This is a genomic window from Paenibacillus sp. FSL K6-1122 (genome assembly GCF_037977015.1).
GTDB classification, from domain to species: Bacteria; Bacillota; Bacilli; order Paenibacillales; family Paenibacillaceae; genus Paenibacillus; species Paenibacillus amylolyticus.
Window position 1 is genome coordinate 1667795 of sequence record NZ_CP150272.1, and the last position, 21726, is coordinate 1689520.

24 protein-coding genes, 1 tRNA gene, 1 pseudogene and 1 riboswitch are annotated in these 21726 nt (G+C 46.3%); of the genes and pseudogenes, 21 read left to right on the top strand and 5 right to left on the bottom strand.

Annotation, left to right across the window (positions count from 1 at the left end; translation table 11 throughout):
• Nucleotides 1-8: 8 nt before the first annotated feature.
• Genes urtC through urtE form a run of 3 tightly spaced genes read left to right on the top strand, consistent with a single transcriptional unit; the run spans nucleotide 9 to nucleotide 2545 of the window.
• Entirely contained in the window at nucleotides 9-1100 is a 1092-nt protein-coding gene (urtC, locus tag NSQ20_RS07290) for an urea ABC transporter permease subunit UrtC (RefSeq protein WP_127544208.1), read from the top strand.
• The gene (urtD, locus tag NSQ20_RS07295) at nucleotides 1063-1872 is read left to right on the top strand and encodes an urea ABC transporter ATP-binding protein UrtD (RefSeq protein WP_338708038.1); all 810 of its coding nucleotides are present in this window, start codon (nucleotides 1063-1065) and stop codon (nucleotides 1870-1872) included. The genes urtC and urtD overlap by 38 nt, the downstream gene beginning before the upstream one ends.
• Nucleotides 1850-2545 carry an urea ABC transporter ATP-binding subunit UrtE gene (gene urtE, locus NSQ20_RS07300; protein ID WP_338708039.1) on the top strand — a complete coding sequence of 232 codons (696 nt, stop codon included), beginning with the start codon at nucleotides 1850-1852 and terminating at the stop codon, nucleotides 2543-2545. The genes urtD and urtE overlap by 23 nt, the downstream gene beginning before the upstream one ends.
• 30 nt (nucleotides 2546-2575) lie before the next feature.
• Here urtE and NSQ20_RS07305 read toward each other — a convergent pair whose 3' ends face one another.
• The 3 genes from NSQ20_RS07305 to NSQ20_RS07315 all read right to left on the bottom strand — a co-directional run bounded on the left by NSQ20_RS07305 (nucleotide 2576) and on the right by NSQ20_RS07315 (nucleotide 4410).
• Nucleotides 2576-3211 (bottom strand): hypothetical protein, encoded by a 636-nt coding sequence (locus NSQ20_RS07305; RefSeq protein WP_053061478.1) that lies wholly within the window; start codon nucleotides 3209-3211, stop codon nucleotides 2576-2578.
• 27 nt (nucleotides 3212-3238) lie between these two features.
• Nucleotides 3239-3442, bottom strand: coding sequence for a hypothetical protein (locus tag NSQ20_RS07310; protein ID WP_017690011.1), 204 nt, complete (start codon nucleotides 3440-3442; stop codon nucleotides 3239-3241).
• Nucleotides 3443-3708: 266 nt separating this feature from the next.
• Nucleotides 3709-4410 (bottom strand): urease accessory UreF family protein, encoded by a 702-nt coding sequence (locus NSQ20_RS07315; RefSeq protein WP_161799427.1) that lies wholly within the window; start codon nucleotides 4408-4410, stop codon nucleotides 3709-3711.
• 444 nt (nucleotides 4411-4854) lie between these two features.
• On the opposite strand from NSQ20_RS07315, the gene NSQ20_RS07320 reads away from it, so the two are divergent.
• A tRNA-Leu gene (locus tag NSQ20_RS07320) sits at nucleotides 4855-4937 on the top strand.
• Between the two features lie 146 nt (nucleotides 4938-5083).
• On the opposite strand, the gene NSQ20_RS07325 is transcribed toward NSQ20_RS07320, so the two are convergent.
• Nucleotides 5084-5563: a glutathione peroxidase gene (locus NSQ20_RS07325; protein WP_338708041.1), complete on the bottom strand. Its 480-nt coding sequence runs from the start codon at nucleotides 5561-5563 to the stop codon at nucleotides 5084-5086.
• Between the two features lie 371 nt (nucleotides 5564-5934).
• Nucleotides 5935-6110, top strand: a riboswitch (cyclic di-AMP (ydaO/yuaA leader).
• Between the two features lie 115 nt (nucleotides 6111-6225).
• Here NSQ20_RS07325 and NSQ20_RS07330 point away from each other — a divergent pair.
• Both NSQ20_RS07330 and NSQ20_RS07335 read left to right on the top strand, forming a co-directional pair.
• The gene (locus NSQ20_RS07330; RefSeq protein WP_235193755.1) at nucleotides 6226-6624 is read left to right on the top strand and encodes a hypothetical protein; all 399 of its coding nucleotides are present in this window, start codon (nucleotides 6226-6228) and stop codon (nucleotides 6622-6624) included.
• 127 nt (nucleotides 6625-6751) lie between these two features.
• Nucleotides 6752-7435, top strand: a complete 684-nt coding sequence (locus NSQ20_RS07335) for an HAD family hydrolase (protein WP_076319115.1) — start codon at nucleotides 6752-6754, stop codon at nucleotides 7433-7435.
• A gap of 141 nt (nucleotides 7436-7576) precedes the next feature.
• Here NSQ20_RS07335 and NSQ20_RS07340 read toward each other — a convergent pair whose 3' ends face one another.
• Nucleotides 7577-8872 (bottom strand): Nramp family divalent metal transporter, encoded by a 1296-nt coding sequence (locus NSQ20_RS07340; protein WP_036669231.1) that lies wholly within the window; start codon nucleotides 8870-8872, stop codon nucleotides 7577-7579.
• A 400-nt stretch (nucleotides 8873-9272) separates the two neighbouring features.
• Here NSQ20_RS07340 and NSQ20_RS07345 point away from each other — a divergent pair, with 400 nt between their 5' ends.
• From NSQ20_RS07345 to NSQ20_RS07415, 15 genes and pseudogenes are all read left to right on the top strand, one after another.
• Nucleotides 9273-9692, top strand: coding sequence for an organic hydroperoxide resistance protein (locus tag NSQ20_RS07345; protein WP_036610819.1), 420 nt, complete (start codon nucleotides 9273-9275; stop codon nucleotides 9690-9692).
• 210 nt (nucleotides 9693-9902) lie between these two features.
• Complete coding sequence (locus NSQ20_RS07350) at nucleotides 9903-10148, top strand: zinc ribbon domain-containing protein (RefSeq protein WP_036610816.1); 246 nt, start codon at nucleotides 9903-9905, stop codon at nucleotides 10146-10148.
• 99 nt (nucleotides 10149-10247) lie between these two features.
• Complete coding sequence (locus NSQ20_RS07355; RefSeq protein WP_036610814.1) at nucleotides 10248-10526, top strand: hypothetical protein; 279 nt, start codon at nucleotides 10248-10250, stop codon at nucleotides 10524-10526.
• Nucleotides 10527-10714: 188 nt separating this feature from the next.
• A complete protein-coding gene (locus NSQ20_RS07360; RefSeq protein ID WP_036669079.1) occupies nucleotides 10715-11137 on the top strand; it encodes a thiol-disulfide oxidoreductase DCC family protein in 423 nt (140 codons plus the stop codon).
• Between the two features lie 99 nt (nucleotides 11138-11236).
• Nucleotides 11237-12100, top strand: coding sequence for a DUF6612 family protein (locus tag NSQ20_RS07365; protein ID WP_340032190.1), 864 nt, complete (start codon nucleotides 11237-11239; stop codon nucleotides 12098-12100).
• Between the two features lie 211 nt (nucleotides 12101-12311).
• Nucleotides 12312-12693 (top strand): annotated as a pseudogene (locus NSQ20_RS07370) (VOC family protein).
• Nucleotides 12694-12853: 160 nt separating this feature from the next.
• Complete coding sequence (locus NSQ20_RS07375; protein WP_051449623.1) at nucleotides 12854-14071, top strand: hypothetical protein; 1218 nt, start codon at nucleotides 12854-12856, stop codon at nucleotides 14069-14071.
• The gene (locus NSQ20_RS07380) at nucleotides 14068-15372 is read left to right on the top strand and encodes an ATPase, T2SS/T4P/T4SS family (RefSeq protein ID WP_036669082.1); all 1305 of its coding nucleotides are present in this window, start codon (nucleotides 14068-14070) and stop codon (nucleotides 15370-15372) included. Before NSQ20_RS07375 ends, NSQ20_RS07380 begins: the two co-directional genes overlap by 4 nt.
• A gap of 40 nt (nucleotides 15373-15412) precedes the next feature.
• Nucleotides 15413-16156, top strand: coding sequence for a type II secretion system F family protein (locus NSQ20_RS07385; protein ID WP_340033006.1), 744 nt, complete (start codon nucleotides 15413-15415; stop codon nucleotides 16154-16156).
• 12 nt (nucleotides 16157-16168) lie between these two features.
• Entirely contained in the window at nucleotides 16169-17038 is an 870-nt protein-coding gene (locus tag NSQ20_RS07390) for a type II secretion system F family protein (protein WP_051449624.1), read from the top strand.
• Between the two features lie 11 nt (nucleotides 17039-17049).
• On the top strand, nucleotides 17050-17238 hold the full coding sequence (locus NSQ20_RS07395; protein ID WP_036669085.1) for a Flp1 family type IVb pilin: 189 nt from the start codon (nucleotides 17050-17052) through the stop codon (nucleotides 17236-17238).
• On the top strand, nucleotides 17222-17896 hold the full coding sequence (locus tag NSQ20_RS07400; RefSeq protein WP_036669088.1) for a TadE/TadG family type IV pilus assembly protein: 675 nt from the start codon (nucleotides 17222-17224) through the stop codon (nucleotides 17894-17896). Before NSQ20_RS07395 ends, NSQ20_RS07400 begins: the two co-directional genes overlap by 17 nt.
• A 91-nt stretch (nucleotides 17897-17987) precedes the next feature.
• Nucleotides 17988-20105: a hypothetical protein gene (locus NSQ20_RS07405; RefSeq protein WP_340032191.1), complete on the top strand. Its 2118-nt coding sequence runs from the start codon at nucleotides 17988-17990 to the stop codon at nucleotides 20103-20105.
• Nucleotides 20102-21166: a pilus assembly protein gene (locus NSQ20_RS07410; RefSeq protein ID WP_327196769.1), complete on the top strand. Its 1065-nt coding sequence runs from the start codon at nucleotides 20102-20104 to the stop codon at nucleotides 21164-21166. Before NSQ20_RS07405 ends, NSQ20_RS07410 begins: the two co-directional genes overlap by 4 nt.
• Nucleotides 21167-21177: 11 nt before the next feature.
• Nucleotides 21178-21693 carry a prepilin peptidase gene (locus NSQ20_RS07415; RefSeq protein ID WP_036669090.1) on the top strand — a complete coding sequence of 172 codons (516 nt, stop codon included), beginning with the start codon at nucleotides 21178-21180 and terminating at the stop codon, nucleotides 21691-21693.
• Nucleotides 21694-21726: the final 33 nt, after the last annotated feature.

A 21726-nucleotide genomic window follows, 5' to 3' on the forward strand; every position in this document is an offset into this window, starting at 1 on the left:
GTTAGTTCATGTCCGCTTTACTCAAGACTGGCAGTCTGAAAATGAGGATTATCTGGGCGGTTGTACTGATCATGATGTGTCTTGCTCCACTAATCTCCACGGAGTTTCGTCTGAGTCTGTTAGCCAAGTTTTTGGCGCTGGCAATCCTGGCCATCGGTCTCGATCTGATCTGGGGATATGGGGGTGTGTTGAGTCTTGGGCATGGGGTGTTCTTTGGTCTGGGTGGGTACGCGATGGCGATGTATCTGAAGCTTCAGGCCAGTGGAGCAACACTTCCTGATTTCATGGGATGGAGTGGTCTCAGTGGTCTGCCGTGGTTCTGGGAACCGTTTCGCTCTTTCCCGGTGGCGCTGTTATTGGGGATAGCCCTTCCGGCATTGCTTGCCTTTGCCCTGGGGTGGTTTACGTTCCGTAACCGGATCACCGGTGTTTATTTTACCATCCTGACTCAAGCCTTGGTTCTCATTACGGTAACACTCTTTGTTGGTAAACAGGAATGGACGGGTGGGACAAATGGCATCACCGGATATAATTCGATCTTTGGTTTTACACTTCATTCCGCTGGAACGACGATTGCTCTCTACTATATAACGCTTGCTGTTCTGGTGATCGCTTATATGCTCTGTCGTCGAATGGTGAACAGTCGGTTCGGCCAAGTGCTCGAAGCTGCGCGTGATGGAGAGAATCGGGTGCGATTCCTCGGATATGATCCGGCAGGATATAAAACGCTGGCTTTTGCTTTTTCCGGTGCGCTTGCAGGTATCGCGGGCATGTTGTTTGTTCTTCAGGTGGGTATTATCTCGCCATCGATGATGGGGATTGTACCCTCCATTGAGATGGTCCTGTGGGTTGCATTGGGTGGTCGCGGTACGCTTATTGGAGCGGTTATCGGAGCGGTGGTGCTGAATGCAGCCAAAACAGGCATAAGTGAGGCTTACCCCGAGGGGTGGCTGTTCGTCATTGGTGGACTCTTTGTAACAGTAGTTTTGTTCATGCCAAACGGTATTGTAGGTGTATATCGTCATGTCGTTCGCTTGCTGAAGCGGAGAGGAGAGAGTGCGCATGTCCAAGTCACTCGGGAAAAACCTAAAGTCTACTGAGGAATCAGCGGTGTTGGTAGCCGAGGATATTACGGTAGCCTTTGGTGGGTTCGTTGCTGTCAAAGGCATGAACCTGAAGTTGCATGAACATGACCTGCATTTTCTGATCGGACCCAATGGTGCTGGAAAAACAACGATGCTGGATGTGATATGTGGCAAAACAAAACCCATGTCCGGCTCGGTGAAGATGGCGGATGGCACGGAATTAACACGACTGAAGGAGCACCAGATTGTTCGCAAAGGTGTGGGACGCAAATTCCAGGCGCCATCGATCTTTGCGGGTCTGACGGTGCAGGAGAATCTGACGCTGGCGGCGGAGACTCGCCGTTCCCCTTTGCAAGCCATCGGTATTCGTCGATATGGGAAAATGAGTGCTGCCATGGAGCATGTTACCCTCCAGATTGGTCTGCGAGACCGCGTTGATGCTCGTGCAGGAGCGTTATCGCATGGGGAGAAGCAGTGGCTGGAGATCGGCATGCTGCTTCTGCAGGAGCCACGGGTGTTGTTGCTGGACGAACCAGCCGCAGGCATGACGGATGAAGAAACACACAAGACCGGGCGACTTCTGCAAGAGATTGCGCGTGAGCGCTCGGTTGTGGTGGTGGAGCATGATATGGAGTTTGTGCGAGAGTTCGCAGCCAAGGTAACGGTGATGCATGAAGGAAAACTGCTGAAGGAAGGTACGATGGCGGAGGTACAGGCAGACCCGAAAGTGGCGGAAGTGTATCTGGGCAAAAGGAGGGATGACCATGCTGTCGCTGCAACGAATTGAATCCGGCTACGGGGAAAGCAATGTGCTTCGTGGTGTGAACCTGGATGTACAGCCTGGACAGGTGGTGTGTCTGATGGGCCGTAACGGTGTGGGGAAAACAACGTTGATGAAAACATTAATGGGGCTGCTCAAATCACGCAAGGGCAGTATTCAGTGGCAAAATCAGGAGTTATCCACCTTGGACTCAGCCAAGCGGGCAAGGGCAGGGATTGGTTATGTACCGCAGGGGCGGGAGATTTTCCCGCAGCTTACGGTGAAAGAAAACTTATTGCTCGGTCTGGAGACAAGTGCACCGGGAGTAAAAACGTTCCCGGAGGATGTACTGGCGATGTTCCCGGTGCTTGCTACGATGTATGGACGGCAGGGCGGGGATCTGAGTGGTGGACAGCAGCAGCAGTTGGCATTCGCCCGGGCATTGGCTTCGCGTCCGGGGTTGTTGCTACTGGATGAGCCGACAGAAGGCATCCAGCCTTCTATCGTGGAGGACATTCGGCAGGTTATTTTGCAGCTCAAGGCAAAGGGGGACCTCTCGGTTCTGCTGGTAGAGCAGAGTATTGATTTTGTACGAAGTGCCGCAGATTACATCTATATCATGGACAAAGGAACCATAACCCTGCATGGGACACCGCAAGAACTGGATATGTCGCAGTTTGAACATCATCTCTCCGTATAGTTGTAGTTAGTCGGCCAGTGGAGAAAGGTTTTAGGAGCGCTTGTCCAGGATATTCGAGTATTTCGGATATAACCGCCGGATGCATTCCGGACAGATGTCATGCGTGAATTCGGCGTGGGTATGCTTCTCCAGATAACTCTCAACGGAGTTCCAGTGTTCCTCTTCGTCCTTGATTTGTTTGCAGACAGCGCAAATAGGCAGCAGTCCGCGCAATGTGCGCACTTCAGACAATGCTTTCTTCAATTGGTGTTCTGTCTTTCTTTGTTCGGTAATATCCATGTGTGCAATTAAAGCGAGATCGGTATCCAGAATTGAATTTGAATAAGATAGAGGGGTGAGTTCTACACGAAACCACCTCTTTTCGTTGTATACAGTATACACGCAGATGTCATATGTATGATTTCGATTAAAGGGTATTCCGCGTTCTTTCAAATTCTGTGCGACAAGTGCCATGTTAGCGTTCTTGCCTCGTTTTGCCCAGGCTTCCGTCAGGTGCAGGTAGTGTCTATGACTACTGTGTATATCCGGGTTTGGTGAGCATTGACCAAGTCCCTGTTGCCAGGCACGGTTACAACTTTGGATAATCCAATTGTCATCAACAATGATGAGCTGGTGACGTATGGACTGGAACGACAGCCTCTCCAGATCGGATGTAACATGTCTCATGGATGAGACCCTCCTTTGGCAGAAATCTTATCTCAGTTCATCTGGAATATCCAAAATATCAGCGACCAGGTGTCTGAATCGGGTTGCTTTGCGTGTGCCGTGAATAAGATTGGATAAACGATAGGGTGGGATGCCATGCTGTTCACAAAAGGTCTTCTGGTCCACTTGAAGTTCGGTTAGCCGTCGTTTGATGGCCCATCCGAACGGAGTAACTGGTTTTTTCTTGTTCAAAAGGGTTCACCCCTGGTTAGAATGTAGTATTCAGCCGCTCTTTCTTCATGTAGAATATATAGAAATGCGAGCTGTATGTTTCATTATATACGTAAATTCGTCATCTAACAATTAAAAAAGACGGAAAAAAGTGTATTTTGTGATTATAAATGGCGTAAATACGTAAATAAAACAAATAAAATGACAAAAAACACGTCGGCAAGGAGGTTGCCGCGTGTTTTTTAGTTTGTTTGAATGAAGGGGAGCAGGTATGAGGAGGAAGAGGATTAGGCCCTGTAGGCATGAAGTCCAGCTCCGAGCATATGGAAACTGGGGAAAAACGATTTCATGGACATCGAGGTTGGCTGTGCCAGTCCATCCGCAGCCGAGGCGCTGACGGTCTTCCATTCATTCTCCAGATCTGTGGCCAGGCGGACCATCAGATCCTTGGTTGTATCGTTGTTCAGGGGAATGACTTTGGAGGCTTCGGTTATGCAGGCATTCATGGCTGAATGCAGGTAACCAAGGACCGCCTCCTCGACCGGGATGTCGAGGTGGTGGTTAATCCAGGCGTGAACAGTGGAGAGGCAGCCAACCGAATCATATTTGGCAAAGATCTGTTCGAGCTGGCTGAATTCAATCCAGGGGTGCAGAGCGCGTGCGAGTCTGATCAATCGTTTACCCATGGCGGCAGCTTGTTCTCTGAGATCTCCAGGGGTTCGCTGAACATGGACGAGCTTGTCGATCAGAGCTATCCGCCATGTATCCTTGTGATCTGTTGCGGTATAGATGCCTTTGATAGCCATACCTTCAAGACGAACGATGCTCGGATGCAACTGACAACGCATGAATGATTCGAGATCTTCAGCATTACGAATGGTACCCTCCCTGATATGGATATCCATGCCGAAGGAATGGGTGAACCCTCCAACCTGAATAGAGGAATCAAGCAGTTTGACATAATCGAGCAGCTTATTCCCACGGTTCACAATCATTCGCCTCCTGTGTTCGTTTAATGTAACTTAAAGTGACATTTATGTTCCTTTTTGTTTGCTTTGTGTTTAGAAATCCGAATTATATGATAGTTATCATCCCATGAATGTCCGCTTTTTGTCAATGGTATCCGTGAAATTTAATGGATTAAATCTGGGATTTAATATTTGTGTTATTTTATATAACTTATTGTGTTATTTATTTTGCGAAGTGCAGGGAGGACTATATATAAGGAAGGACTATATATAAATGAACCAACAAGATCGGCTCTTACCTAAAGAGAGGGGATCAAATCTAATCATATGCAGTTCATGGGTAATGATGACGAGATTATGCGATTTTTGATGAAAATGCCTAGCTGAAAAAGAAGTATTAAAAAATACTTTACTTTTAGTTCTGAACCCGGTATAATCAATTCTGTTGCCGATTATTTACGACATGCGGTCGTGGTGGAATGGCAGACACGCTATCTTGAGGGGGTAGTGGGCGTATGCCCGTGGAGGTTCGAGTCCTCTCGACCGCATCATATGAACGATTAAAAAGCAGCTTTCCATTAATGGGAAGCTGCTTTTTTTGTCTTTTTCGAACAGTATGACATCTGGGTTGAAAAAAGGCCATCCATTACCGGAGGAATGTTGCTCTACCTACCGGCTACGGGTGGCCTGTGTATTATTTTTGCAGCAAATTCTTGATATCTTCTTCAATCTTGTCCGGTGTTGTTTTGGGAGCATAACGTTTAATGACCTGTCCGTTCTGATTCACCAGGAATTTGGTGAAATTCCATTTGATTGCTTTGGAGCCGAGCAGGCCAGGAGCTTCTGTGCTAAGGTGTTGGAAAAGAGGGTGAGCGCTTGAACCGTTCACATCAATTTTCTCAAACATGGGGAAGCTCACGCCATAATTCATCTGACAGAACTCGGCAATATCGTCGGAAGATCCTTTTTCCTGTGCAAACTGGTTGCTTGGGAAACCAAGAACTTCAAATGGAGCATCTTGAAATTTGTCTTGCAATTCTTGCAGACCTTTGAATTGAGGGGTAAGGCCGCATGAGCTTGCCGTATTCACAATCAGGAGCACTTTGTCACGGTAGTCGGACATTTCAACTTCTTGACCGCGAAGGGTATTCACTTTGTAATCGTAGACTGTCATCTAAATCGCCTCCATTTATTTACTCTTATATCTTCTATTATATTGGTTGCAATTAAATATTGCAAAACTAATATGGTGTTAAAAGAATCAAAACAGGCAAGTTGTGCAGAATACGTGAATGAATTGCGAAGTGATTTACGCCAGAGTGAGAATTAGATAGCCTTGAAGAGATAGATAGAGTATAACTTTGTTGTAAGCGTTATTATGGATAGGAATTGGCAAAAATCTGCCGATTTGGTGATCTGGGCGGACTTTACACCGACATGGCACGGGTGTATGATTCATAACGTAATTTCAATTTAAACTAAATTGTACTTGAAAAACGAAACAAACGATAATATCGCTCGATCTTACCTTAAGATATACGAACGATATTTTAATCGCTGAGTTTCCATTCATTAATGAATGGGAAACGGGGGAACCAACGGAATGCGCTGTCCAGGACAGTGGGCATTCATGGGGTGAATTTTCCGGTGACAGCCGGAAATAGGGCGACTCTCGCGCCCGAATCCGTCAGCTAACCTCGTAAGCGTTAAAGGGAGAGGCAACAAGCCGTACGCTGGTTCATGGTGTTTTCGCCATGGGTTATTTAAGAAGCGTTCGGGAGGCCTTGGTCCCCCACGCTTCTTTTTTGTTGTCTTTTCACGCCAAGGGAGGAACGAATGATGGATACTGAGATGATCTTAGTGACTGCTCCAAATGAAGCAGGACGTAAATTTATCAAATTGCTGATGTACAAAAAAATGCCGTTTGCCGTTCTAACCAACAGTGCAGGGGAAGAGCGAAGACTCCGTAGAATCGGAGTAGAACATGTCATTCGCATGAATACGGCTGCAGCTCAAAAATGGTTTTTGCCGCAGGGCAGCGTAGGCAACGTGTTTATTTTCGAGAACAGCCTGAATCTGACCTGTCGTTATTTACAGATCTGCCGTTCATGGACATCGAAATCCCTGTGCGTCATTACGGAGCAGAGTCATCCTAAGGGCATCTATCGGGGCATGGGCGCAGACCGGATTGTATATTCGCTCAATGGGGAAGTTGGCTTTCTCCTCAATGGTTAATGCCATAGCTTGTGATTGCTCAGGTGTAAGGTGCCTGTTATAATTGAATGTATCGATAAACGGAAGTTTGAGGAGACTCATGCAGGATGGTGAGTCTTCTTTTTTATGCTTACAAGGAGGAATTGGCGTGCCGGATGTAGGTGGATTGAAATGGTTGTTTTTTGATGTTGGAGATACGCTGGTGGATGAATGGGAGCCGGTTGATGATATTATCGGACAGTTTGTCCGTGAAGCTTGTGCTTTGGGGTATCCGGTGACAATTGAGGCGGTACGCGAACTGTTCGCGAGTTGTTACCGAAAATATGAGCAATGGCCTATGAGAGTGGCGATTCGCACATTCGTTGAAGACGAGGGGCATCAGAAACAGATTCAGGACAAGCTGAAGTTTCAAAAAGATCTTGAACGTCCTTTTCCTTCAGCGGATTCCGTTCTTCAGCAGTTGTCACGGCATTATCGCATTGGCATTATTGCCAATCAGAGTCCTGGAACGGAAGAGAGACTGGAAAGCTATGGCTTGCGGAAGTATGTTGATGTTCTGGCATGTTCGGCTGAAGAAGGAGTGTCTAAGCCAGACCCTGAGTTATACGCTGTGGCCTTGAAGCAGGCCGGTTGTGAACCGGAGGAAGCCGTCATGATCGGCGATCGGATCGATAACGACATTATACCTGCTCGGAAGCTGGGCATGCGTACGATTCGAATTATGCAGGGTTACGGAAGATTCCAGCCAGAACTATCGGATGACAAACGTGCGGATTGGACCGTTGATTCATTGGATCAACTCTTGCCGTTATTGATACCAAATCAGGATTAGATGCAGATGGTTGTTTATTGGAGTTTGAGTTTTACTATAAAAGGAAACATGTTGCTGTATTGCAACAATAAAGGCTGATCAACTGGGTATAAAATACCGGAGTTGATCAGCCTTTTTAGTATTTAGCCAATTAAAATGAGATTAGAATAACCGAATCGTCTGAATGATCAGATATACATTCAGCACAACGATAATCGCGGCAATGACCCATGAGATGATTTTGAGCCACAATTTGTTGGCGAATGCACCCATGCTTTTTTTATCACTCGTGAACATCACCAGGGGAATTACAGCAAACGGCAATTGAAGCGACAGGACGACCTGGCTCAAAATGAGTAGTTCTTCTGTGCCATGTTCTCCTGCAATGGCTGTCACAATTACCGCGGGGATGATGGCGATCAGACGTGTGACCAGTCTGCGTAGCCAAGCCGGAATTCGAATGTTCAGGAAACCTTCCATAACGATCTGCCCAGCGAGTGTACCTGTAAGGGTAGAGTTCTGACCTGATGCTAACAGCGCCACACCGAACAGGATACTTGCGACCGTAGTACCCAATAGAGGTGTCAGCAGATGATAGGCATCAGCGATCTCAGCAACCTGCGTCATACCAGCACTGTGAAATACAGCGGCAGATACAATCAGGATGGCTGCATTGATGAACAGGGCCAGTGTCAGCGCAATCGTAGAATCCATGGTCGAGTACCGAATGGCTTCTTTTTTGCCCTGTGGTGTCTGTTCGATCTGACGGGTCTGCACAATGGAAGAATGCAGGTACAGATTATGCGGCATCACGGTTGCTCCGATAATACCAATGGCAATATAGAGCATAGCCGGGTTTTGCAGGATCTCAACATTTGGTACAAAACCATGGAGAACACCGCCCATATCCGGTTTTGCCAGAAACAGATCAATCCCGAAGCAGAGGGCAATTGTTGCCATCAGCACAATGACGAGAGTTTCCAAAGCGCGGAAGCCTTTGTTTTGCAGAACAAGAATCAGGAGTACATCAACTGCGGTGATGATAACGCCGTATAACATGGGGATGTTAAATAACAGTTTTAATGCGATGGCAGAACCAATGACTTCAGCCAGATCGGTAGCTGCAATGGCAAGCTCACACAGAATCCATAACATCATAACAACAGGCATGCTGAATCGTTCACGACAGGCTTGAGCCAGATCCCGTCCAGTGACGATACCGAGCTTGCCAGCCAGCGACTGAAGGACAACGGCCATCAGGTTCGATAACAGGATAACGGATAACAAGGTATACCCGAACTGCGAGCCGCCTGCGATATCTGTTGCCCAGTTCCCCGGGTCCATGTAACCTACGGCAACGAGGTATCCTGGGCCTACAAAGGCGAGGAATTTCTTCCACCATGCAGCATTCTGCGGAACTTTCATGGAACTATGTGCTTCTCCAAGGGAAGGGGCCATGCCCGCAGTAGATAATGATTCTCTTGAAGGAGCGTTGAACGGATTTTTTTTACTCATACGATAATCACCTGACTTTGAATTATTGATTTGGAGATATTGATGCGGTACAAACCGCTCATGATATATCTAAATTTTTATGTTTATTGTTACATTGTACTCCTTCAATTATTTTTGTCTAGTGCAACTTTTATGTATCAGCACAAAATTTCGGTTGTAGCTTGAATATGCCCCTTCGTATATTACCCAACCTTAGGGAAAATACAGCCATGGCATTGAAATGCATGAAAATAATAAAGTTGTAAAAGCTGATAAAGATACAAAATTGCGTTTCAAAATGAGCCAGAAGTTTAAATTGAAAGGAAGGCAGTAAAAAACTATATGGATAAGGGAGAGATTCTGAATGGAAGCTTTATATACAGCAGTAGCGACAGTTAAAGGTGGACGTACAGGTTCGGTGACTTCTTCGGATGGCGTGCTTAAGCATGATCTGAAAATGCCAAAAGAGCTTGGTGGCTCCGGTGGTGAAGGTACTAACCCTGAGCAACTTTTTGCCGCTGGATATGGAGCATGTTATGAAAGTGCCCTTGCCAATGTAGCACGCAAAGCAGGTGTGAAATTGGAGGATGTGGTCGTTACAAGTAACGTATCCATTGGTAAAGACCCTGCGGATGACGGTTTTCAGCTGTCTGTTCGTCTGGACGTTAGCATGCCTGGTGTAGATCACAGTCAAGCAGAAGAACTGGCCCGCAAGGCGCATGATTTCTGTCCATATTCCAAAGCAACACGCGGCAACATTGATGTTGTATTAAACGTAGTTTAAGATTTGACTCCTGGTAAGTAAAGGGAACATATAGAGCAGGTTATCCCAGATACCTGATGTTCGACTACAAAGCCCTGCTGGCAATCGGCAGGGTTTTGTGTTGATTATCATATAAGGACATGATGCAGGAGATTAGATGCCAGATCGCGTACTATTTTACATAATTGCACTCTCACTTCATGCTACACATTCCATAAAGGGGGAACGAAGATGAGTATTGAAGAGATGATCGAGCGGCGATTTGTGTGTACAAAATGCAGGGGCACGGATTGTAACATTAAGGAAGTTTCCATGTCAGGAGCAGGCCTGAGTAAGATGTTTGATATACAGCATAATCACTACCTGTTCGTGGCTTGTGCTTCCTGCGGGTATGTTGAAGTATTTGATCCGGATGTCTTGAAAGGGAAAAAACAGGGACAGGTAGGGACGATTCTGGATATTCTGTTTGGCGGGTAGACATGCGCGAGTTGACATTGATCTGAATTTTCTTTAATATAACTTAGTACTGAGTAGTGTCATTGCATGAACCAAATTTGAATTAAACAGGTGATATCCATGTCTTATAGACCGCGTATTGCAGATTTAGAATTAGCTTATGGTAACAAGGAAGACGGATTGTATGAATTCAAAATGAATTTGGTAGACGGTACAAAATGCCGTGTATTCTACACCCGTTCACCGGAATGGAAGATGACCAATATCAGCCGTCTGCAGAAAACCCCTTGTCCAGTATGTCGCAAAGATTTCATTTGCAAATGTATGGACCAGTGGGCAAGTGACCTGCATCAACAGATGATCGATGACCAATGGATGGAAAAGGCAGTTACGGAATAATTGTCGGACAGATACGAGCGTGGGCACAATGCCTGCGCTCTTTTTCTTTATATTTCCCATTTATGCGTGTTCAAAAAGAGCGGTGTTCAGTCTTTTTGAACTACCTCTAGAAATAAATTTAGAATTAGTGAACAAGAAGGCCCAGATTGGGTAAGTTACTCTAACCGCAACAATAGGAGGCAGCCAATATGACAGCAAATCAAACAGATGTGCATCAGGGACATCCGATCGTACTGGTGGATGGTGTCTGTCACTTCTGCCAGGGCTTAACCAAATGGATTATCAAGCGTGACCCGGAAGGAAAATATCATTTTGCATCGCTTCAATCGGATGTAGCCAAGGAATTGATGAAGAAAGGCAATTTGTCGACAGATAGTATGGACACCTTTGTGCTGATTGAAAATGGAAAATACTATACACGTTCAACCGCCGCACTGCGATTGGCTAAGGGTCTAAAGTTTCCTTATCCGTTGTTATATGTGTTCATCATGATACCGAAATTTATTCGTAATGCAGTCTATAACTGGGTTGCTCGCAACCGTTATCGCTGGTTTGGCAAGGATGAAGCGTGTATGTTGCCTACACCGGAGATCAAAGATCGATTTCTGTGAAAAAGTCTCGTGCGACACATTGTATCCAAATTTGATGATTAATAGCGGAAATAATTGGGTAATGACTACAGATCATATCTATTTTGGGAGGAAAACAACTTGAAGAAGTGGACTACATTAATTATCGGGGCATTATTAGCAGTAAGCTTGGCAGCATGCGGAAACGACACAGACAACACGGCAACGCCGCCAGCGACCAACAATGAAACATCTAACGAGGGTAATACACCTGCGGAGCAGGAAACAAAGATCCCTACCCTGGATGAGTTGATTACCAAAACGAATGCAGCAACCAAAGAAATGAAAAGCTTCACAACTGAAGCAAACATTGATCAGAATCTGAAACTGGATGCTGGTGAACAGTCACAGGATCAACAGGTTAAAACATCGCTCAAAATGGATATCATCAAAGATCCAATGATGATCTACCAAGAGATGAAAATGGAAATGTCTGGGCAGGAAGCGCAGAATGTAAAACAATACATCACTTCAGATACGATCTATTCACAAGTGGGAGAACAATGGGTTAAAATTCCTGAAGCTCAAACCAAAGAATTGGTGGAGCAGATGAAAGCAAGCATGAATCCAGAAGGTGAATTGGATCAGTTCAAAAAGATTGAGGAAGACACCGAAGTTACAGAAGATGGCGACAATTATGTCATTAACGCTAATGTATCCGGTGATAACGTAAAGGAACTGGCCAAAGCCGTGATGGAGCAAAACGGATCGAATGCCCAGACCCAAGCGATGCTTGAACAAATGAATATTACAAGCATGAAGATGAAATATATGATTAACAAGGAAACCTATCTGCCTGCAGGTACGGATGTAAACATGGTCATGGAGATGGAACAGAATGGACAGAAAATGACGATGGAGATGAAGATGAACAGTACATTTTCTAACCACGATCAAGTGGAAGAGATCAAGATTCCACAAGAAGCATTGGATAGCGCAAAATAATTTGGTTATGCCAAATGTGCTGAAGATGATTTAAAGCGGTAAGCGAGCATCCTTGTATGCCCGTTTGCAGGGCACCTCTGAACTAGATCTGTGTGAGCCGAGAGGTTTACCGGATTAGAATCAGGGGTGTTTTTCTGTTTAGCGGAGATTATGGTCAGGGTTCAAGGTGTTATAGTATAGTCATATTGAAGTAGAGAGGGGGATATAAAAGATGATTGAATATGCACACATCCACCATGTTAGTCTGGCTGTACGTGATCTGGAAATCGCGAAGAAGTTCTACTCGGGGTTACTGGGCATGCAGGAGATTGAACGTCCAGCCTTCCGCTCCACGGGTACATGGTACGCTATCGGCAGCCAGCAGCTTCATCTGCTTCAGCACCCAGAGGGTCACACGTTACGTGAGGCTGGGATTGATACTACAGACGGTCACTTTGCGATCTGGGTCACCAGTTATTCAGAGACTATAGCCTGGCTGGAGCAGCAGGGAATTGAGTATGAAGCGAGACCTGACAGTGTAGCTGGATTCGCAGATTTTTGTACTTGATCCGGACCGTAACATTATTGAGTTCGATTCACCGTACAACTCTTAAGGAAAAAGGGTTAGAATAAATCCCTTGCTCCCCCAGAAATTGTATGCTATATTATCCATACATTCATAGCACGTGACGGAAGCACCGTCCATATACTGCATATTCATGCGGTTATTGGACGGTGCTTTTTTGTGCTTTTTGACAAGGAGGGAAGGAAAAATTGATTGTACTGAAGGTTGCTCTGGTTTCAAAGGATAGAGATTACATTAGCGCTTGGCTTGATTATGTACAGGGAAATTCATCTGGTCTTCATGTGCGTTTCACGGCATTCTCCCAAGAGGATTCGTTCAGGGATCACATGAAAGAGCAAGAAGGTCGAGAATTACCGGATCTGGTTATTGCGGAACCGGAGTTTCTGAATGACTGGCTGAATAACGGGGGAGAAGTATCAGGTGTACCTTGGCTAATGCTTAGTGAAGGGATGGAGGAGGTGGATGAGGCCAAGCGGCTGATGAAATATCAACCCTTGCCTGCTTTGCTGGATGCTGTGATGCATGCTTGCCGGCAGCCACGCCGTAAGAAGGTTCACCATCCAGGGCAAGAGACTCTCTCCATCGGTGTAGTATCCGCTTCTGGTGGAAGTGGCAAAACGGCAGTGGCCTTGCATATGGCGAAGCAATTGGGACTTGCAGGATATGCTGTTCTTTATCTTAATCTGGAGACGCTGGACAGCACGCTCCCGTTTCTGGAAAAGGGACTAACTAGAAGTGGGCAGCGCCACCCGGATGCGGAGACGGGATTGTCCCGCTTGTTATACGATCTGAAGGTGGGCAGGAAGGAATCCGGTAAGCAGTTACAGGTACAATCGAAGGGCGTAGATGGATATGTGGTCCGGCATGAAGCGCTGAAATCCGATGTGTTCTGGCCATTATCAAATCGGAAAGAACTGTTGCAAATGACTCGTGAGGATACGTCGAATCTGCTTCGTTATTTAACGGATTGTGGACAGTATGACGTGTTGATTCTGGATGGGGATTCCGGTTGGGATGGGCGCAGTGAAGGGGTGCTGGATGCAGCAGATGCATTTGTCTGGTTGGTTGAGGATGATATATCTGCCATGCATCGATGGGGACAATGGTTACAGCATGCTGAGCGTACGAAGCCAGATCTATACGAAAGTATGTTGGATCGTTCACGCTTTGTGGTTAACAAATATCGGGACAATGTCGTCAATGCACTTCCACGCCCTGATCTGCATCTGGATGCAGTGTTACCCTATATCCCTTCTTGGAAGCAACTCAGTCAGGAGGAAGTCATGCTTAGTTCTCCGATCTTCCAACGTGAAGTGAAGAGATTATGTGCCATGCTGGTACAAGATGGCGAAGAAGAATTGAAGCAGACGGGACGAATTCAGAAGCAGGATCGGTGGGCGTTATGACGGATTCATCCAATAGAATACTGGATCGTGAAGAACAGTTTCAGATGATGCGAAGGGAAGTCAGGGCTGGCCTCGATCTAACCTCTTCCGCAGGAGATGATGAACTGTGGCAGGGAATAGAACGCAAAGTTCTTACTGACCCGAAGCTGGATGATCTGACCTCAGGAGAGCGTCACACGCTGGTACAGCGATTGTTTGACTCCTTTCGTGGATTGGATATTTTGCAGCCACTTGTGGATCATCCCGATATTACGGAAATTATGATCAATAGTCACAAGGAGATTTTTGTGGAGCAGGAAGGTGAAGTCAGCCAGATCACCCTTGAATTTGAGTCAAGGGAACGGCTCGAGGATATCATCCAGATGATTGTGTCCGGGGTAAACCGGATTGTGAATGAGTCTTCTCCAATCGTAGATGCCCGTTTAAAGGATGGTTCGCGGGTCAATATCGTGTTGCCTCCTATTGCCTTGAAAGGCCCCACGATGACGATTCGTAAATTTCCCAGTGAACCGATGAAGATGTCCGATCTGATTGAAAAGGGAGCCCTGCATGAAGAAGCGGCAGAATTATTGCAGCAGTTGGTAAGGAGCAAATACAACATCTTCATTGGAGGCGGGACCGGATCGGGAAAAACGACCTTTCTGAATGCATTATCCCAGTTTATCCCTGCCGATGAACGGATTATTACCATTGAGGATTCGGCTGAGCTACAGATAGTTACGGTACCAAATCTGGTATCACTGGAAACGCGGAATGCAAACACCGAAGGCAAGGGACAGATATCTATTCGGGATCTGATCAAATCTTCCTTACGGATGCGTCCGAACCGGATTGTGATTGGGGAAGTCAGGGGCGCAGAAGCGCTGGATATGTTACAGGCCATGAACACTGGCCATGATGGATCTTTGTCTACAGGGCACGCGAATACCATCTCGGACATGATTAGCAGACTCGAAACGATGGTGCTTAGCGGTGCCGATCTTCCTATTGCGGTTGTAAGGCAGCAGATTAGTTCAGCAATCGATATTTTTGTACATCTGTCCCGGCTACGAGATCGTTCACGGCGGGTGACAGAGATTAGTGAAGTGATTGGCATGCAGGACGGTGAGGTTATGCTGAATCCACTGTTTCGTTTCCAGGAACAAGAAGAGCGTGAAGGCAAAATTATTGGCGGGTTAGTGCAAGTTGGAAAGTTGAATCAGGTGGATAAAATTCAGATGGCTGGGCTCGGGGAATGGCTGGATGAATACATAGAACAATATAGTGTTGAATTAGATTCATCAGATAACAACGTGAATTAAAGCCATTGGAAGGTGATTACTGTTGGGTGAAGCCAGACAGATGTTGACGGATTACACCGTATATACGCTTTCCCGGAGACAACGAATGGTCTGTATGCTGATTAGCGGTCTGCTGTTTTTTGGCATCGGAATTCTGTTCTACCATCACTGGTTGGCTGGAGCGATCCTAGCTGCGGGTTGCATATGGGTACCAAAACATTGGACTAAAGTGCTGTTGGAACGAAAAAGAATGACACTCAGTTTACATTTTAAGCAAGCATTATATGCATTATCTTCGGCACTTGCCTCAGGAAAATCGGTGGAAAATGGATTCAAGGAATCCGTAGAGGATCTGCGGATGTTGAACCCGGAAGCGGATACCGATCTGATTCGTGAGTTCACGATATTGCGGACACGGATGGAGTATGGACAAACAATTGAAGAGGCACTACAGGATTTTTCGGATCGGGCGCAGATTGAAGATATTACGAACTTTGCAGATGTGTTCATTACGTGCAAACGGACTGGCGGGGATCTGGTTGAGGTTGTGCGTCGTACCTCTGCGGTGATTGGTGAGAAGCTGGATATTCAGCAGGATATTATGGTCGCGGTATCGCAGAAAAAGTTCGAATCAAAGGTGATGTTTGCCGCTCCATTTATTTTTCTGATATTCCTCAATCTGACCGCCAAGGACTTTATGGAGCCGTTATATAGCGGGATGGGTTACCTCATCTCTAGTGGAGCATTGGTAGTACTCGCCTGCTGTTATCTGTGGATTAATCGCATTATGGATATCAAAGTATAAGGAGCTGAAACGATGCTGCTTCCCGTTATAGTCGCAGGGATGCTCGGAGCGGGATGGCTGGTGCTGGATCGAACCCGGGGGCAGACCTACCGGCATCTGCGCAAGCTGGATATGGAAGGATTACGACTGAAAAAATTGCATGGTCCCTTCCTGTTTATATTGGACAAGTTCGAGATTGGACGCAGATTGCCAGTGCTCATGTTTCGAATGCAACATGCCATTCTGAAAATGTACGGCATACAGCACAGTGGAGAGAAAACGATGCTGTATTGCGCCGAGATGTTGACCTACACGTGGCTCATGCTGCTGGTGGGCTGCCTGTTATCACTCGTTGGAGATATGGGCATCGGAGGTATGGTGGGTGGGCTCGCGCTTGGTGCAGCGTTGCCTTTTGCGCTCTACAAAGACCTCAATACAAAGGTGCAGCGAAGAGACCAGGATATTCTTATGGAACTGCCTGAGCTACTGAACCGAATTGTACTGCTGGTTGGCGCAGGGGAAACCGTGCAACGTGCCATCGTTCACTGTGTGACAAGCCAGGGAGAACGGAATCATCCGTTGTACAACGAACTCAGAAAGACGGTGGGGGATTGGAATAATGGTTACTCTTTTCAACAATCATTTGAACAGTTCAGCCGTCGCTGCGGCGTACAGGAAGTGACGATTTTTACGACAACAGTGCTGCTGAATTTCCGACGTGGGGGAGGTGACTTTGTATTGGCGCTGCGGGATCTGTCACATGTGTTGTGGGAGAAACGCAAGGCTGTCAGTCGGGCGAAGGGAGAACAGGCTTCTTCCAAACTGGTGTTTCCAATGGTACTGATCTTTTTTACGATTGTGGTCATGATCGGGGCACCTGCTTTTATGATGATGAATATGTAGGAGGAATTGGGATGATGGAAGTGTTAAAAAACAAGGTAAGCGCATTTTGGAAAGAAGAGGACGGACTCGGCACGTTGGAACTGATTCTGATTATCGGGGTTATTATCATTATTGCTTTGATTTTTAAAAACCAAATTAAGACGTTGGTAGAGAGACTGTTAACTAATGTGAGTAATAAAAGTAATGAATTCTTCGAATAACAAGTTCAAAAAGGAAGAAGGGAGCTTCACCGTTGAAGCTTCCCTGATCTTCCCTGTTGTGCTGTTTATTCTTGTGTTATTGCTTTTTTTCACCATGTACATGTATCAAAAGACATTCTTGAATCAACATGCTTATGCAGCTTCGGAACGTGCAGCCTATAGCTGGGACAACAGCCACAAACAGGCGATGACGGGTGAATATGGTGTTGGAGAACATGACAATCTGTACTGGAGACTGACGGATGATCGTATGCTTGGAGCACTGTTTGGCTGGGCGGGAGCGGATAATCAGGTTAGCGTCTCTATACCTGGTGGTGAAGGTGGCAATCTCTCGGAACAGAAATTAGCACAAGCGGTGCAACATATGCCCTCAGCTATGAAAGGAACGATTGAGTATCAGAATTCTCTGATTCAGCGGAAAGTAACAACCAAGCTGGAACAAGTAATATCTTTGCCTCTTCCTTCTTTTTTGTTCGATTCAGGTAACCGTGTCCTCACTCAAGGATCGTCCGCAGTGGTTGAACCGGTTGAATTCATTCGAACGGTAGATTTAATCCGGTATTATGCAGCCAAGTTTAAAGGGAAAGGCGGTGCGGCGACCAGTACAGCGGCAGAAGCCGGACTGGTTGTGCAGCATTTTGGCAAAAGCAAAAAGTGAGAAAAGGAGGAGGGCGGAGCTGTTTAGAAAAAAAGACGGTGAGTCGGGGGCCGTAACCCTTTTTTTGATATTAATATTGGCTGGAGTCTATATGTTTGTAGCTATATTTATTGATTACGCTCGTATAGCGGCATTCAAAGTGCAGACCGAACGAATGACACATGCTGCAATGAGATCCGTCATGTCAGCCTATGACACATCACTCCGGGAGTATGGTTTATTCGGGTATGGGGACAGCAGTGGGGATGCAATTATGGCTAAAGTGTTGAATGATAGCGTAAAGCCTTCAGCTGTAAAAGATGGATTTCCCATTCTGGATATCCAGTGGGATACAACTTCGCTGAGCATGGAGCGTGAACTGGGCAGATACGATATATTTAATCGCCAGATTCAGGAGGATATGAAGTATCGGGCTCCGGTTGATTTTACCCTTGAAGTGATCAATCGGTTCAAACCGATATCAGACGAGATGAAGGAAGCCGCGCACACGGTAGACTTGCTGAAAAAATTACAGAAGTTATATGACAAACGTGAAGAATTACTGGATGAAGCCATTGCCAATCAGACAGAATCCGCGGAGAAACTGAAGAATCTTCCAAAGTTGATCATGGACCCGCCTTCACAGGCCATCTATGAAGAGATGCTGGAAGATACACCAGAGACAGCTGCCGAGGCAGCGGCACGTTATGCAGATTATCTGAACAAGAAACAGGCGGATGAGGGACTGCCATTCAGAGAGCAACAATACATATTGGAACTGGCTCGTTATCGGACTGGTGTTGGTAATGTGGTGACAGGCATCAGCATGATCATACAGCCCGCGTTACAGGCCCATCAAACAAAGCTGGAGGAAGCACAGTCCAAAATCGAAGAAGCGCGCAAAGTTAATGAGGAAATGAAACGTGTGATCGCGGAGGGGGAGAACCGTTCGCAGAATGCGAGCTATGACAACGTGGGCAACTCGAGTTTGCCTGGAACGAGTCCTGCATCTACTGGATCAGGCAGTGAAGCTAAAAGCACACGTTCTCTTGCTTCGGAGCTTGTGAGGGCAGATAGCCTATTTGATCAATTGAAGGCACGGGTTGTTTCCCAGAATTCGGACTTCTCTAACGTCAGAAGAGACAACATGGAATTGAATACACAGCTTCGCAGTGTCACGGCCATGAGCGGTGTTCCGATTAAACCGGCGGTCAGACAGGCAAGTCAGGTTACGGAACGATATATGGACACCTATGTACGTAGCGGTCCTGCCAATCTCATCCAACAGAGTAAACAGCAGCTGGAGAGTGGTCGTGGGTCGGATGCCCAGCGCAAAGCGAATGACAAAGAATCCAAAGGGAAATTGAAGGAAGTCAAACGAATCTTGTCGCAGATTCAGAATGGAAGTTCAGGGTCCATGGACGCTTTCAAACAGTTGGAGGAATATTACAACGCTAATATTTCTTTTAACGAGGCTAGTCGTGAGGAAGCCAAAAAGGCAGAGATTGCTGGAGATCCCTATGACTCTGGTGGCGATGCCATGAAGGGGATGGACAGTTTGTTTGGCGGAATGTCCGGTCTGATGGACAGTCTTGGCGACGAATTGTTTCAGAATGAATATGCTTTAGCCTATTTCAACTCCATGGATTTTGGCCAGTTATTTACCTGGACTGAAGGTAGTGGAGATGCTGGTGATGTTTTCAAACTGGAGAATCAGGAACTGGAGTATATCGTTTACGGGTTTCATAATCCTTCGGGTAACATCGCTGCGGCATATGCGGAGATATTTGGTATGCGGCTGGCTATTCGGACGGCAGAAGGGTTAATTGAGCACAGCAAGCTGGGGAATCCACTTCTGGTTTTATCGGCGGCAATCTTATATGGGATTACAAACGCCATCGCGGATATGGTGAAACTAGCAAAAGAGGGCAGTGGGGAATTGTCCAAGTATATCAAAGTCAAACTGACGTACAGGGACCATCTCCGATTGTTCCTATTGATGCATAGCAACAATGAACGCAAAATGTCCAGAATGCTGGCGCTAATTCGATTGAATACCGGTGTGAATCCAGATGAGAAACAGACGTATGCTTCGGGTAACATGCGTAGTAGCATCAAGTTGTGGTTTTTACCAGGGGTGGTTAGAAGCATAGGTGCAGTTATGGGTAGTGCGGACCAAGTTGAAGATGGACGATTTTTCATTGAGCGGAAGGCGGATTATTCCTATTGAATGATCAGGATCGTTTCGGTGGAGGGATTATGGATAAGCAGCAACATTATGAAAAAGAAAGCGCACAAAAGCAGATTCGTTTAACACGAATAATCAGATTGCAGCGTTTGAAGTCTCTCAAAAAGCAGATATGTTCTCCAAAAAAGGAACAGGGTAGCATGGTTCTGGAAGCTTCACTGGTGTTACCTGTCTTTATATTCTTTATCATGTTTCTCATCTTCATAGTGCAAATGACTCTAATCTCCACAGCGTTACAGAGCACGGCGGGTGAAGCGGTGAAGCAATTGTCAACGAAAATATATCCCGTTTCCCTTGCATTCACACCTTCTGATTCTGCTGGCGGAGAAGGTTCAGGAGGGGGTTGGAAGATACCAGAGTTATCACTGACGGAATGGGCAGAAGGTTATGCTTCTTCTCTACCCGAGCCTTTAAGTGATTGGGTACGTTCAGCGGCGGCCAGTGGTGAACAGCCACTACAGGAGATCAAAACATCCGTCTTGGAAACCGTACTTGATCCCACGGTAAAACCGCTGCTTCGACCTTTTATCGAGCCAACGCTGCTTAATATGGAACGTGTTCATGTGAATGGTATTTCGATACCAGATCTCAAAAACAAAACAAATCCATACTTCCGACTTGAACTGAGTTATGAATTGCCTATAAAAGTCCCCTTTCTCAGTAAACCACTTCGGATTCAGGCTGCTGCGGCAGAACGGGTATGGATTGGAGATACCGGAGAAGGATCAGATGGCAGCGCAGGAGACGGGGATACTGCGGGTTCAGCAACGGTATTGTCGAAGCCTGACCCGGCATACATAGGCAACAATGCAACGATCAAGGTGAAGGTAGAACCAGGAGCGACAGCCAACTTAACGATATTTTACAAGTCAGGTGAAAGTTCTGCGAAGCACATCGGCTGGGCCACCGCAGATGAGAATGGAATTATTGAATGGAATTGGTTTGTTGGTACTCGGACAACAGAAGGAACATGGAGTTTTGTTGTCGAGACAGGGGACGGTGCCAAGACGGAGACTACGTTTACCGTGGCCTCCAGAAAATAAGGAAGGGAATGATGGAGGTGGAGTGGTTTTATATTGCCTGTGGCATATACGTCATTGCAGCTTTTATTACAGATATTCGTTCAATGAAAATTCCAAATCGATTGACTTTACCCGTGACTGTTGCTGGCGTATTGGCCCATATCATATGGGGAGGTTGGGATGGTTTCTTGTTTTCAGCCGCTGGATTTGCAGCAGGTTTTGGCATTTTGTTTCTGATGTATGCGATTGGAGCCGTAGGGGCAGGAGATGTGAAATTGTTTGGTGGGATTGGCGCATGGACGGGACTTGCTTTTGGCATTCATGTCATTATTTACTCCGTTTTGTACGCGGGCGCAATTGGTCTAGTGATACTTCTATTCCGTAAAGATTCAGCGAAGAGAATTCGAGGCATGGCAGGTAGTCTTGCAGGTTTTTTTATGCTCGGTTCGCTCAAGCTGGTAAACAAAGAGAAGACATTGAAGTTTCCGTTTATGCTGGCGGTGTTACCTGGATTTATCACGGTCCTTGTCTCAGGACTTTTCCCTTAAAAAAAGGAATCGAGAAATTTGAGAATAACAATG

What these genes read in the sequence shown, in the direction of transcription:
- NSQ20_RS07385 (WP_340033006.1), top strand. Translation starts at nt 15,413, where the DNA reads ATGTTGACGGATTACACCGTATATACGCTTTCCCGGAGACAACGAATG.
- NSQ20_RS07415 (WP_036669090.1), top strand. Translation starts at nt 21,178, where the DNA reads ATGGAGGTGGAGTGGTTTTATATTGCCTGTGGCATATACGTCATTGCA.
- NSQ20_RS07360 (WP_036669079.1), top strand. Translation starts at nt 10,715, where the DNA reads ATGACAGCAAATCAAACAGATGTGCATCAGGGACATCCGATCGTACTG.
- NSQ20_RS07355 (WP_036610814.1), top strand. Translation starts at nt 10,248, where the DNA reads ATGTCTTATAGACCGCGTATTGCAGATTTAGAATTAGCTTATGGTAAC.
- NSQ20_RS07325 (WP_338708041.1), bottom strand. Translation starts at nt 5,563, where the DNA reads ATGACAGTCTACGATTACAAAGTGAATACCCTTCGCGGTCAAGAAGTT.
- NSQ20_RS07390 (WP_051449624.1), top strand. Translation starts at nt 16,169, where the DNA reads ATGCTGCTTCCCGTTATAGTCGCAGGGATGCTCGGAGCGGGATGGCTG.
- urtE (WP_338708039.1), top strand. Translation starts at nt 1,850, where the DNA reads ATGCTGTCGCTGCAACGAATTGAATCCGGCTACGGGGAAAGCAATGTG.
- NSQ20_RS07340 (WP_036669231.1), bottom strand. Translation starts at nt 8,872, where the DNA reads ATGGCCCCTTCCCTTGGAGAAGCACATAGTTCCATGAAAGTTCCGCAG.
- NSQ20_RS07330 (WP_235193755.1), top strand. Translation starts at nt 6,226, where the DNA reads ATGATGGATACTGAGATGATCTTAGTGACTGCTCCAAATGAAGCAGGA.
- urtC (WP_127544208.1), top strand. Translation starts at nt 9, where the DNA reads ATGTCCGCTTTACTCAAGACTGGCAGTCTGAAAATGAGGATTATCTGG.
- NSQ20_RS07350 (WP_036610816.1), top strand. Translation starts at nt 9,903, where the DNA reads ATGAGTATTGAAGAGATGATCGAGCGGCGATTTGTGTGTACAAAATGC.
- NSQ20_RS07395 (WP_036669085.1), top strand. Translation starts at nt 17,050, where the DNA reads ATGATGGAAGTGTTAAAAAACAAGGTAAGCGCATTTTGGAAAGAAGAG.
- urtD (WP_338708038.1), top strand. Translation starts at nt 1,063, where the DNA reads ATGTCCAAGTCACTCGGGAAAAACCTAAAGTCTACTGAGGAATCAGCG.
- NSQ20_RS07400 (WP_036669088.1), top strand. Translation starts at nt 17,222, where the DNA reads ATGAATTCTTCGAATAACAAGTTCAAAAAGGAAGAAGGGAGCTTCACC.
- NSQ20_RS07345 (WP_036610819.1), top strand. Translation starts at nt 9,273, where the DNA reads ATGGAAGCTTTATATACAGCAGTAGCGACAGTTAAAGGTGGACGTACA.
- NSQ20_RS07405 (WP_340032191.1), top strand. Translation starts at nt 17,988, where the DNA reads ATGTTTGTAGCTATATTTATTGATTACGCTCGTATAGCGGCATTCAAA.
- NSQ20_RS07380 (WP_036669082.1), top strand. Translation starts at nt 14,068, where the DNA reads ATGACGGATTCATCCAATAGAATACTGGATCGTGAAGAACAGTTTCAG.
- NSQ20_RS07305 (WP_053061478.1), bottom strand. Translation starts at nt 3,211, where the DNA reads ATGAGACATGTTACATCCGATCTGGAGAGGCTGTCGTTCCAGTCCATA.